This window comes from Tundrisphaera macrotermitis, from assembly GCF_051175315.1.
Taxonomy (GTDB): Bacteria; Planctomycetota; Planctomycetia; order Isosphaerales; family Isosphaeraceae; genus Tundrisphaera.
Genome location: NZ_CP195100.1, coordinates 4683143 through 4695163 on the forward strand (window position 1 = coordinate 4683143; position 12021 = coordinate 4695163).

Annotated in this window: 12 protein-coding genes; 4 read left to right on the top strand and 8 right to left on the bottom strand. The window is 68.8% G+C overall.

The window, feature by feature from the left end; translation table 11 throughout:
• Positions 1-66 precede the first annotated feature (66 nt).
• The 4 genes from TA3x_RS18945 to TA3x_RS18960 all read right to left on the bottom strand — a co-directional run bounded on the left by TA3x_RS18945 (position 67) and on the right by TA3x_RS18960 (position 2817).
• Positions 67-1020: an alpha/beta hydrolase gene (locus TA3x_RS18945; protein WP_435016225.1), complete on the bottom strand. Its 954-nt coding sequence runs from the start codon at positions 1018-1020 to the stop codon at positions 67-69.
• Positions 1021-1087: 67 nt separating this feature from the next.
• The gene (locus tag TA3x_RS18950; protein ID WP_435016226.1) at positions 1088-1627 is read right to left on the bottom strand and encodes a hypothetical protein; all 540 of its coding nucleotides are present in this window, start codon (positions 1625-1627) and stop codon (positions 1088-1090) included.
• A 103-nt stretch (positions 1628-1730) separates the two neighbouring features.
• Positions 1731-2090: a hypothetical protein gene (locus TA3x_RS18955; RefSeq protein WP_435016227.1), complete on the bottom strand. Its 360-nt coding sequence runs from the start codon at positions 2088-2090 to the stop codon at positions 1731-1733.
• Positions 2091-2175: 85 nt separating this feature from the next.
• On the bottom strand, positions 2176-2817 hold the full coding sequence (locus TA3x_RS18960; RefSeq protein ID WP_435016228.1) for a hypothetical protein: 642 nt from the start codon (positions 2815-2817) through the stop codon (positions 2176-2178).
• 276 nt (positions 2818-3093) lie between these two features.
• Between TA3x_RS18960 and TA3x_RS18965 the strand changes: the two genes are divergently transcribed.
• Complete coding sequence (locus TA3x_RS18965) at positions 3094-5343, top strand: trypsin-like peptidase domain-containing protein (RefSeq protein WP_435016229.1); 2250 nt, start codon at positions 3094-3096, stop codon at positions 5341-5343.
• A gap of 81 nt (positions 5344-5424) precedes the next feature.
• Here TA3x_RS18965 and TA3x_RS18970 read toward each other — a convergent pair whose 3' ends face one another.
• The 3 genes from TA3x_RS18970 to TA3x_RS18980 all read right to left on the bottom strand — a co-directional run bounded on the left by TA3x_RS18970 (position 5425) and on the right by TA3x_RS18980 (position 7932).
• Positions 5425-5886 carry an SMI1/KNR4 family protein gene (locus tag TA3x_RS18970; protein WP_435016230.1) on the bottom strand — a complete coding sequence of 154 codons (462 nt, stop codon included), beginning with the start codon at positions 5884-5886 and terminating at the stop codon, positions 5425-5427.
• Between the two features lie 80 nt (positions 5887-5966).
• Positions 5967-6290, bottom strand: a complete 324-nt coding sequence (locus TA3x_RS18975; protein WP_435016231.1) for a hypothetical protein — start codon at positions 6288-6290, stop codon at positions 5967-5969.
• A gap of 94 nt (positions 6291-6384) precedes the next feature.
• Entirely contained in the window at positions 6385-7932 is a 1548-nt protein-coding gene (locus tag TA3x_RS18980; RefSeq protein ID WP_435016232.1) for a serine hydrolase, read from the bottom strand.
• A 242-nt stretch (positions 7933-8174) separates the two neighbouring features.
• On the opposite strand from TA3x_RS18980, the gene TA3x_RS18985 reads away from it, so the two are divergent.
• The 3 genes from TA3x_RS18985 to TA3x_RS18995 all read left to right on the top strand — a co-directional run bounded on the left by TA3x_RS18985 (position 8175) and on the right by TA3x_RS18995 (position 10527).
• A complete protein-coding gene (locus tag TA3x_RS18985; RefSeq protein ID WP_435016233.1) occupies positions 8175-8681 on the top strand; it encodes an FHA domain-containing protein in 507 nt (168 codons plus the stop codon).
• A 26-nt stretch (positions 8682-8707) separates the two neighbouring features.
• Positions 8708-9034, top strand: coding sequence for an FHA domain-containing protein (locus TA3x_RS18990; protein WP_435016234.1), 327 nt, complete (start codon positions 8708-8710; stop codon positions 9032-9034).
• A 242-nt stretch (positions 9035-9276) separates the two neighbouring features.
• A complete protein-coding gene (locus TA3x_RS18995; protein ID WP_435016235.1) occupies positions 9277-10527 on the top strand; it encodes a hypothetical protein in 1251 nt (416 codons plus the stop codon).
• 121 nt (positions 10528-10648) lie between these two features.
• Here the strand turns inward: TA3x_RS18995 and TA3x_RS19000 are convergent, their stop codons facing one another.
• A complete protein-coding gene (locus TA3x_RS19000; protein WP_435016236.1) occupies positions 10649-11764 on the bottom strand; it encodes a glycosyltransferase in 1116 nt (371 codons plus the stop codon).
• Positions 11765-12021: the final 257 nt, after the last annotated feature.

The following is a 12021-nucleotide window of genomic DNA, read 5'->3' on the forward strand; positions in this document are numbered from 1 at the left end:
ATGCTTGTGTCTGGAGTGATCCCCGGGGGGCGGCCGTCGCGGGCCGGGATCCCCCGGGGGCCGCGATCAGGGGGCCGGGACGAGCAGGGTGCGGTTGCTGGTGTCCCGGGCGTCGTCGGTCCGGGGATAGTCGCGCCAGGTCCAGCGGAGCATCTCGGGCATGATCGCCCCGCCCTGCTTGCTGGAGTGGGTGCCGATGCCCCAGGTGTAGTTGACGTCGTACCCCTTCTCGGTCAGGGCGGCGACCATCCGGATGTTCTGCGCGTGCCAGTCGCGGGTGGCGTCGTACCCGCCGTTGGGCCGCAGGCCCCGGTTGTCGTTGACGCCGTCCTGGAGGAAGATCCGGATCGGCTTGCGGTCGGCCGCGCGGATCATGTCGGGGTAGGCGTGGCCGCCCATGATGTTGGTGAAGCTGCCGATGGTGCTGACGACCTTGCGGAACTGGTCGGGCCGGTGCCAGGCCACCGTCCACGCGCAGATCGCCCCGGAGCTGGCCCCGGCGATGGCCCGCATCTCGGGGTCGTCGGAGATGTTGTAGCCCTTCTTGATGGCGGGCAGGAGTTCGTCGACGATCAGCTTCGAGTAGGTGTCATTCAGGGCGTTGTATTCGACCCGGCGGTTGTTGGTGCGGTCGCCCCACTCCTTGCTGGTCGCCTCGGACTGCTCGGGGGTGTGGCCGGGGTTGATGAACACGGCGATGGTCACCGGCATCTCGCGGCGGTAGATCAGGTTGTCGAAGACGAACGGGATCCGGTAATCCCCCTTCGGCCCGGTGAAGGCGTGGCCGTCCTGGAAGATCATCAGGGCGGCCGGCTTCGCCGCGTCGTACTGGGCGGGGACGTAGACCCAGTAGTTGCGCGTCGTGTTGGGATAGACGTTGCTGGGCAGCACGGCCGGGCCGATCAGCTTGCCCTGGGGCACGCCGTCGTGCGGCTCCGAATCGGGCCCGAGGCGATAGGCATCGTCGGGCCCCGCCCCGATGCACAAAACGGCGGCGCAGCAGGCGAGAAACATCCTCATGGCGTGGCTCCGGGGAGGGAGGTCGAAATCTCGGTCGCCCGAGGATAGACCAGCCCCCGCGCCGATTCTACTTCCAGATCGCGAATGATTCCTCCGGCGAGGACGCCCGGCCGACCCAAACCCCGTGCTCCTCCGCCTGCTGGCTCCCCTCGACGCTGTACTCCGCCTTCAGTTTCAGGGTTCGCGATCGGTTCTTCCCCGGCAGGGATAGGCCTTGCCAGATCGCCTCGTCGAACGTCACTTCCAGGACCATGTGGTCGCCGGGGGGGACGATGGTCGCGTCGGGATAGTTCTTGTCCCATCCCCTGGGCTTCTTCCGCACGACGACCGGTTCGCCGTCCTCGCCCGTGGCGACGAACGAGAGGTTGAAGTAGCCGTTACTGCACCACTCGCGCCACAACTTGACCGGCCGATCGGAGACATTGGTGATCACGACGGCGAAATGATCCGAGGGCTGCCGGAGGACGATCGAACGCCCGGTCTTCTCGTGATACGAGGTCGGGACGATCCGCACGGAGAGGGGCGTTGATGCCTGGGGCTCGATCGCCCGGCCCCCGGCCGTCAGGATCAGCAGGACGGCGCAGGCTACCCATGTGAATCGCTTCATGAACCATGCCTCCCGGATGCCAGGCCGGCGGTCGTCCCGCCGTCATCGATGCAGCCCACGGTCGCGACCTCGGGGCGAGGCCGAGGCCGACCGACTGGGCCTTTCATGCTTCATCTGTGGCGGATTCCCGTGAGGAAATCTTCAAGCGGCGATCCCTCCTGGAATTCTGCCGCACGAACACGATCAACGGGCCGGCGACCGGGATCAACGCGATCGCCAGGAACACCCTCCCGTGGAGGCGGATCGTTTCCCAGGAACGGTAATTACCCTCGCTCTCCAGGAGGATCGAATAGAGCACCATGTTCAACATCAGGCCGATACCCAGGGCGAAAACCGTCCAGGCGATCCGGTCGGAGACGGACCGGGCGGGGACATCAGGCGGGACGGGCCTCCAGATACGCAACGCCAGGATGGCCAGGATCGGGAGCGTGGGACAGCAAAAGATTCGAAAGAAACCGCCCATGACCACCCCCGATCTCGGGACAGGATCGTCGGCCGAGTCGTGATCCGGCGAAGGTTCCGATCCTGGCTCTCGACCCGGCCAACGACTACTTTGACGCCGGCGCGTCCGCGACGAGCGTGGCGACGAGGACGTCGCTGTGGCTGTTGTTTCGGATGACCTCCTCGATCGATAGGCCGCTGCGTTGGACGGCTCGGCCTCCCTCGTCGGGGCGAATGTCCAGGATCATGTAGAAGAGCGGGGCCTCGTTCGCGGAGCCTGCGGCCGGGCGAAATGGCTGGAAGCCGGAGCTATTCAGGCGGCCCCCGAACACGTCCTTGGGCACGTCCGAGGAGCCCGATGAGATGAGCTCGCCGAGGTCCAGGGTCAGCAACATCCGGCAATGCCCCTTCTTCATCCCGCCCAGCGGCAGATAATCCAGGTCGATCACCTGGACCGAGAATCGCGCCCGGGTCGTGGCCTGAACCGGGAGGAGTCCCGCGCTTTGGGAGCGGGAATCCACCTTCTTGCCATCGCGGTAGAGGTCGATCTTCAAGCTCGCCGAAGCGACCTTCTCCCTCAACTCCACGGTGCCGGACGCCTTCCGGATGTGGAGGGCGTCTTCGATCGACCCCGCCTCGGGCTTCTCGGCATGGACCGATCGGGCGAGGGGTGGGACCGGCGTCGGTTCATCGGCGCCGATCGATGCGACCGCCGACAGGGCCGCGGCGGCGAACACTCCGAGGCCCATCCGGGGAAATCGGTTCAACGTCATCTTTCGACCTTTGGCTGTGGCTGGGTCGTCGGCCGGATCCCGGTCGACCGAGGATAGCCGGCGCCCGGGGCCCTCGCAACGCCGAGGATGCCCGGCCCCTCCTCAAGCCCATCGCCCACGACCGGCCGCCCCCGCCTCGCCCGGGATCCGGGCCATGTCGCGTGCCGGCGGATGGCCCGCTTCCTCCACGCGCCGAGACAGATTATTCTATGGATACGACCGATTCTTCCCCCCTCGCCCGGAATCCGAGCCATGCCCAGCATCCAGTGCCCGTCGTGCAACGCGAAGGGTTCGGTGCCCGATTCATTCCCGGGCGGATGGGTCAAGTGCCCCAAATGCAAGCAACGGTTCGAAGTGGCCGGGCAGGCCAAGGCGTCCCCGCCGATCCCGAAACCTGCGGCGGAAGGGCCGCCCCCGAGCATCTTCGACACCGACCTGGGCGACATCAACTTCGACCAGCCGGAGCCCCGCGAGGTCTACCAGGCCGGCGCCGTGCTCGTCGTGGCGGGCGAGTCGAAGTCGTCGCCGATCCTGTATGGGGCCATCGCCCTGGGCGGCCTCGCCTCGGTGCTGCTGATCGTCGTGGTCGTCCTGCTGCTGAAGGGCGGCGGCCCGGCCGTGAAGCCGCCTGAGCCCGAGATCGTCGCCGTCCCCCGGCCGGAGCCGGTCGCGGCGAAGCCGGCGCCGGTCGCGGTCGCGCCGCCGAAGGTCGCGGCGAAGGCCGCCGACGCTTTCCCGGACGCCCCGAAGGCCGTCGCCCCGGACCCGTCGTCGATCATCGAGCGGCTCAAGGAGGCGACCGCGTTCATCAAGCTGAGGGCCGACGGCCGGGTGATCTCGACCGGCAGCGGATTCGTGGTCGACGTGCAGGGGGATACGGCCCTGATCGCGACCAACCGGCATGTCGCCCTGCCGGACGGCCCATCGCGGCCGGGCGCCCCGGCCCAGGTCGAGGTCGTCTTCCGCAGCGGCCAGGGGGCCCGGAACGAACAGGCCCTGATCGCCGAGGTCGTCGGGGCCGACCTGTCGGCCGAGCTGGACCGGGACCTGGCGTTCCTCAGCGTCCGCGTCCCGGGCCGGCCGCCCCGGCCGCTCGACGTGGGGCCGGGCCCGGAGCCGACCGAGGGGATGCGATACACGGCCGCCGGCTTCCCTTTGGGGAGCATCGTCAACGAGACGATCGGCAACCAGGGCAACCCCTCGATCACGATCACGCGCGGGTCCGTCTCGGCCATGCGGCGGGATGAGCACGGCCAGCTCGGGATGATCCAGCTGGACGGGTCGCTCCAGCCGGGCAACAGCGGCGGGCCGATCGTCGACGAGGCGACGGGGGGCCTGATCGGCGTGGCCGTCGCCAAGTCGGCCATGGCCGACACGATCGGGTTCGTGATCCCGGCCCGCCGGCTCCGGGAAGCCCTGGACGGCCGGGTCGGGGCGCTGGCCATCGAGTATGTCGCCGGCTCGGGGGGGATGGCCGAGCTGGACGTGAAGGCCCAGACCGTCGACCCGAAGCACCGGCTCCGGGGCGTCATGGCCGTCGCCGTGGCCGCGGACAACCTCGGGTCGTTCGGCCCGAACCCGGACGGGACGTGGCCGCCGTTGCCCGACGCCAGCCCGATCGACCTGACGCTCTCCCCCCGGGCCTCCGAGGCGACCGGCCGGCTCCGCGTCGCGGTCGGGGACCGGCGGAGGGTGCTGGTCCAGACGGCCCACCGCGACGACCGGGGGACGATCGCCTACGACCAGCCCCGGCCCATCGACCTGCCGGCCAGGCCCGGGACGGTCGCCGACGGCGGGCGGCCCGACGACCGGCTGCGGGACCTGCGCCTCGGCAGCCTCGAACGCCTCGGGACCCTGATCGACCCGGACAAGGAGTGCCGCCTCGCGGTGGACAGGGCCGGCTTCAAGGTGGAGATCGCCGTCCCGGGCAAGAAGGTGTATTCGCTCTCGCCGGACTTCCGCAACCGGGCGAACCGGCCCCTGCACAACGCGCCGATGACTTTGGCCGAGGTCGACGGCGATTTCGCGGCGATGGTCCGGGTCGGCGGGGACCTCAACCCCGGCTCCGAGCTGATCAAGGGGCCGAATGGCAAGACGATGCCGATGGCCTTCCGGGGGGCCGGGCTGGTGCTCTACCAGGACAAGGACAACTTCCTCCGCCTGGAGCGCTGCGGCGGCACGGTCAACGGCGCGGTGCTGGTCCACCGCCTGCTGGTCGAGTTCATCCGGAACGGTCGCCACGCGATGCCGCCCATCTACCTCGACCTGCCGGAAGTCGAACTCAACCTGGTGATGCTCCGCCGCAAGGGGCGGCTCCAATGCCTGTTCGGACCCGCGTTGAACGACCTCGTCGCCTTCCGCGAGTTCGCCATCGACTTCCCCGCCAAGGTCAAGGTCGGCCTGTCCGCGTCCAACATCTCGAAGGGCCCGTTCGACGTGACCTTCGAGGATTTCGTCGTCGTGGACGATGCGAAGACGCTGGACCAGGCCTTCGGCCGGTGAACGCGATCGGCCGATGACGGGCGGCCGGCGCGGTTCCCGGGGCGATGGCCCGCCCCGCGCCGTCCGGAAATCGACTTTTGTTCACGGCCGAGCAAAATCGCCACGACTCAACTCCGGCGATTCGCCACCGATCCACCGTTCGAGCAATTCGTCGAAGGTATAATCCTCGGGATAATACTCCCCCTCGTGGAGTGTGATCATCGAAAAGTTGTCATCGCAATCGATGATCGAGACCTGGGCACACCCCCAATCAATGATCGGGAGCCAGTCCTCTTCCCACTCCTCATCGTCCTTCAAGGCGGCCCAAGTTGCCAGGAGATCGCCCCAGGAAGACTCCTGGCCTCCGGGCAGCCCGATGATGTGGTAGCCGGGCCCGAAGCCGCCGTTGCTGATTGACAGGTAGGAATGCCTCAGGATATCCGGTAGCGCGAAGCCGAAGACGTCCTCTGCATGCTCGATACCCGCTTTTGATACGACATCGAACCATTCCGTCCGCGGATCTTCGCGCGCGGCCCGTTGCAATCGACGTAAGAGATTCGTCATGGGAGGTCAGTGTGGTAGGCTGGGCCGAGACCCAGCAAAGATCATGAAGCTGGGTCTCGACCCAGCCTACGACGACTATGCTACGCGTCGGGGCCGACCCTCTCGTCTTCGCAGCGATGGTAAACCACCAGGCGCAAGTGCGACATCTTTTCGGGAGTCGGCACGACGAGATATTGCTCATCGATGGACCACCCATCGGAATAATTGGCGATGATCTCCCCCGCCGCGCAGGACGCGGCGTCGCGTTCCGAGTGGCTCGGCTCCCGGGCGAAGATGAATCGAACTTGGACGAGTCGCCGTCCCGGTTCGATGTCCGCGGAGACGCTCCGCAACTCGGGTGTGACGTGGGTCAGCAGCGCCAGTTGGGCGCCGATTCGAAGCCGGGTGTCATCCTCGCTGCCCATGAGAAGTGCCGCCTGTGGCCAGATCCTGAATTCTCGGCGGTTGGCCGATCCCCGCCACCCGGTCGGGATCGGCCGATATCACCCGGACTGCGAATCAGGGGAGTTCGCGGATGCGGATCTGCTTGAACTCGATCGGCGAGCCCTCGGATTCGAGGCAGAGGTAGCCGGTGCGGGGCTCGCAGCCGGTGCCGCCGGAGACTTCCTCGCCGTTCACCCAGAGGCGGACCTCTCCATTGATGGCGCGGACGTAGTAGTGGTTCCACTCGCCCACGCCCTTGCTGAGCTTCTTGCGGGGGAAGCTCCGCTCGCCGTTGGGGGAGGTCGGCGGGAACGGGGTCATCTTCGAGGTGCCGACCGGGAAGATGTCGCCGTCGGTGGAGAACCAGTCCCCCTTCTTGCCGGTCTGCTTCTCGTATTGCTCGCGATAGCCGTGGTCGAGGATCTGGATCTCGATGCCGCCCCGGGGCAGGGTGCCGGGCTTGATGCCGGCCAGGGCCTCGTCGCTGGCCCAGGCGAAGAAGCCGGAGTTGCCGCCCGGCTTGAGGTGCCGCCAGCGGGCGGACAGCTCGAAGTTGGTCAGGGGCTTGCGGGTGCGGGTCACGCCCACGGGCAGGCCCGAGCAGGTGACGCCGTCGTCCTTCCAGGTCCAGGTCGAGGGGTCGCCGTTGACCGGGGCGAAGTCGGCCTCGCCCAGGGTCCGCCAGCCGGGGCCGGTGCCGTCGATGAAGGCCCGGGGCGCGGGGGACTCGGCGGGGGCCGCCGCGGCGTCGTCGCCGGTCGCGTGGGCGTAGACGGCCGCCGAGATGGCGGCGATCAGGGCCTTGGCGTGGTCGGCCTCGTCCAGCCCCCGGGTCAGGATCGCCAGGGCATAGGGGGGGCGGCCGGCCGGGTAGATGATGCCGGCGTCGTGGTTGATCCTGGTGATCGACCCGGTCTTGTGGGCCACCTCCGTCCCGGCGGGGAGGCCGGCGGGCAGGCCGTTGCGGAAGTTCTGCCCCTTGAGCACGGCGACCATCGCGTCGGACGACTCGGGGGAGACCGCCTTGCGCCCGGCCAGCAGGGTCAGCAGGCGGAGCAGGGCGGGGGCCGTCGTGGTGTTGTTCAGCCCCTGCTTGAAGGCCGGGTCGTCCTGGACCCCCCGGCGGATCACCAGGCCGGTGGCGCCCAGGTCGGCCATGAAGGCGTTGGTCGCCTCGGCGCCGACCCGGTCGATCAGGAGGTTGGTGGCCAGGTTGCTGCTGGAGACGATCATCAGGCGGGCCAGCTCGGCGATGGTCTCTTCCTGGCCGATCCGGTCGTAGAGGGTGAACTCCGAGTCGTCGTCCCGGGCCAGCGAATAGGTGCTGCCGTCGACGATGCTGCGAAATTCGTTGCCGATCTTCAGGCGGTCGTCGAGCTTGAGCTTGCCCTCGTGGGCCAGGCGATAGGTTTGCATCAGCACGCCCAGCTTCATCGTGCTGGCGGCGTGGAACGTCTCGTCGGGCAGGATCCGCAGGCTCGCGCCGGTGGACGGGTCGTCGTAGGCCACGGCCACGGCCTCCGCCCCGGAGTCGCGGATGATCGCCTCCACCCTGGCCTTCAGGGCGTCCGTAGAGGGGGGCGAGGTCAGGGCGGCGAATGCGATGAGGATGCCGAGTTGCATGAGATTTCCCCGGGACAGTTCAGGTCTGGGGCGATCCTAGCGGGCCGCCCCGCCCCCGTCCACGCCCCGGGGCCGGCACCGCGCGGGGCGGGGCCGGATCGGGCGGGGAAAATCCGCGAAGTCGACCTGGCATGTCGCTTGCTCAGCGTGTACGTTGTAGTGTGGATGTGCAGGTGGAGGCGCGGCGCGAGGCAGGATTCGGCGGTTGGTCGTCGGACACCGATCGGGACGGGGCTCGCCCTATGTCAATACGCCTGGTGGCGCTGGACGAAGGAAGCGACATCGCCCTGGATCGCGCGACGGTGGTCGTGGGGCGGCACCCGCTCTGCGATGTCCGGCTCGACTCGTTGCGGATCTCCCGCCATCACTGCTGCATGACCCCGGAATCGGAAGAACTCCTGGTCCGCGACCTGGGCAGCACCAACGGCATCCGGATCAACGGCGAGCGGGTCGATCGCGGGCGGCTCAAGATCGGCGACGAGCTGTCGATCGGCCACATCCGCTATCGGTTCGAGGGGGATTCCGGCCAGGAGATGACGGTGGCCGAGTCCTCGATCAACCGGTCGTCCGGGGCCCGCGTCCCCGCCGCGTCCGCGCCCCGTCCCGGCGCCCCGCCGGCCGAGGTGGGGATGCTGGACAGGCACCTGGCGCAGGTGGTGCGCAACGCCCTGGGCGTCGGGGCCGACCAGTGCCACATCCAGGTGATCGTCCAGCCCCGCAAGGCCGAGGACGGATCCGGATCGTCGTGACCCCGCCGGCGGGAGGTTGATCGCTCATGGCCCGACTGGTCCCCCTGGAGCCCGGCTCCGCCCCCGAGGTCGAGCTGCAACGGCCCGTGCTCCTGTTCGGCCGCCACGCGGAATGCGACATCCGCATCGATTCCCCGCAGATCTCCCGGCGCCACTGCTGCGTGGCCATCGCCTACGACCGGATCGTGATCCGCGACCTCGGCAGCCGCAACGGCGTCCGCGTCAACGGCCGGGTCGTGGACGAGCAGGGCCTCCGGCCCGGGGATGAGGTCGCCATCGGCCACGTCATCTACAGGCTGGACGCGTCCGAGGCGGCGCCGGCGCGGCCCGCGGGCTTGAAGCCGGCCCCCTGACCCGGCCCATCCACCGATCCGGGTCGGTGGATCTCACGGATCGATGGGATGGCCACGCTCGCCGATCGGGGCCGCCCCCGTAAATCCTTCAAGCATGGCCCGCCGAGTCCGCTTGTGGCGTGAGAATCGCGTATAATCCGATCCGGGGGCGGTGCTTCCCCGAGGGGCATCGCCGCGATTCGCACCTTCGATCGAGATCCTGGACGGCCGGTCGACTTGATCCAGCACCCGTGGAGGATGACATGCTTCGAGGACTACGGTTCTTCGCCGGCCTGACGGCCACCTTGATCGCGTCCGGGGGGGTCGCCCACTCCCAGTATTACGGAGGCTACGGCGGCTACGGAGGCTACGGCGGCTGGGGGATGGGCGGGGCCACCATCGGCGGCGACTACGCCCGCGGCCTGGGGATGTATGCCGAGGGGCTGGGCATCTACAACCAGCAGACCGCCGTCGCCAATTCGATCAATGCCGACACCATCATGAGGTACAACCAGTACCTCTACGAGGCGAACAAGGAAGGCCGGCGCCGCTACGGGGCCTACCTCGCCCGCAAGAACAACGTCAGCAACAAGGATTATGAGAAGCGGATGGCCCAGCTCCACGACCAGCCCACCGAGCGGGACATCCGCAGCGGCGATGCGCTGAACGTGCTGCTGGACGAGATGACCAACCCGCAGATCTCCAGCGGATCGTCGCTGCGCCTGGCCACCTCCCCGGTCAGCTCCAAGCTGATCCGGCAGATCCCGTTCAACGACGACACCGACGCCATCACGATCTCGCTCGCCCAGCTGACCGAGACGAACAACTGGCCCGAGGTGCTCCAGGGCGACGAGTTCAAGCCCGAGCGCGAGGCCTACCGCCAGGCCGTCAACGACGCGTTGGAGGAGGACAAGGAGGATGGGACGCTCAAGCCGGAGACGATCCGCCGCGTCCGCGACACCGTCTCGAAGCTTTACGCCAAGGCCGACAAGACCTACACCGACCACACCAAGCCGGAGCACCTCCGGGCCATCAACTACCTGAAGGGCCTGTCGGGGATGTCCCGGGCCCTGGAGCGGCCGAATCTGGCCAAGGTGATCAGCGAGCTGGAGAAGGTCGAGAACACGACGGTCGGCAACCTCGTCGCCTTCATGACCTCGTACAGCCTGCGGTTCGGCGCCCCCACGAAGCCCGAGCAGGAGGAGGCCTACCAGGCCCTCTACCCGATCATGGTCGCCGAGCGCAACAAGCTCGTCGGCAACAGCAACCAGAACGCCGGGGCCAACGGCAACGTGGCCAAGTCGAACAAGGTGACCGACCCGACCAGCATCTTCTACGGCCTCGATCCCAAGCACCTGCACGACGCCCCCGCCGCGCCGGCCCCGGATGCGCCGGCCCCCGACGGGGCGACCCCGCCCCCGCCGCCGGCCCCGGCCGCCCCGGCCGCCCCGGACGGGGCCAAGCCGGCGCCGCTGGTCGCGCCGCCCCTGGCCCCGCCGGCCAATAATCCCTGATCGGGCTCCGACGCCCCGCCTCCGACCCTGATCGACCCCGGGCCCGTCCCGGGGTCGTTCGTTTTCGAAGGGCCCGGCCGCGGCGATCACCGGCCGAACCGGGCCGATCCCGGGTCCGGTGTCACGGGCGGCCCGACGGGCCTCCGCCCCTTTTCTCGACGCTGAGCCGGCGGTTGTTGGCGACCTTCGCCGCCAGGTCGGGGGGCAGGGTGCCGCGCGCCAGGAGGCGGTCGGCGACGGCGATCGCCTCGTCGTGGCCGCCGGTGTAGTACAGGGTCACGCCGTACTCCAGCTCCAGCAGGTAGTCGTAGATCGTCCGCCAGACGAACAGCCGACGTGGGTCGGGCGGGGGCACGTCGAGGGCCCGGCGGAAGAACATCTGCGCCGTGTGGAACTCGCGCAGGGCCTGGTAGTGCATGCCGATCTTGTAGAGCGGCTCGGCGCGGTCGGGCGAGCGTTCGAAGGCCACCAGGTAGGCCGCCAGCACCTCCGGCCAGGGGTCGCCCCGGCGTTCCTGGAGGGCCGCAATCTGGAAGGACGCGTACCAGAGTTCCTCGGCCCAGCCGCCCATCGCGGCCCGGCGCCGGTAGTTGCGGATGGCGAGGTCCAGGTCTCCGGCGTCTCGGTAGCTCTGGGCGAGGTAGAAGACGTTGCGCGGGTCGTCGGGCTCGTCGAGCAGGGCCCTCTCCAGCAGGAGGGCGTCGCGGCGGTAGGTCAGGGGGTCGTGGGCCCGGGCCCCGTCGTGGGTGACGATCGTGCGGAGGCCGGGCAGGTGCGCCTCGGTGCGGGCCTCGGGGCAGGTCAGGTACTCGTGCAGCACCCCCTTGTACTTCCAGGGCAGGGCGCTGCGGACGAGCTGCTTGCGATGGTAGCAGGTCGAGCCGTAGTGGACGGTCAGGTCGTAGGAGTCGGCGACCAGGGGCGGCCTGCGGAAGCCCCGGTCGATCTCCAGGGTCTCGTCGGCGTCGATGGTGAAGGTGTACGAGCCGAAGGGGCGGGCGGCGTCGAGCACCTCGTTGCGGTTGTGGGCGAAGTCGACCCAGGGGCGTTGGAGGAGCACCCCCGGCAGGTCGCCGAGCGCATCGCGGACCAGGTCCTGGGTGCCGTCGGTCGATCCGGTGTCGGCGATCACCCACGAGTCGATGTGGGGACGCACCGATTCCAGGCAGCGGCGGATCACCGGGGCCTCGTCCTTCACGATCATGCCGAGGCAGATGGTCGAATCCTGGGCGTTCATCGTCCTCTCCGGTCGTTCCCCGGGCTCGCATCGGGCGCGTCCCGCCCGTGCCCCGTCGGGCCGCTCGGACGTCCTCGTGAGAACATAAGATGTCCCCCGTCCCGGGAGGAACGGGGCCCCCGGATTTCCGCCGGGGGGGCATCGCCCCTGATCCGGCAATAATCGACGACCTAAAGTCGCTCGCTCGATGACGTTCTATGGTTCTCAGCAGTCCATCCCGCCCTGGGCTGGGAGACCCTGCACGACTGGAACTTCGA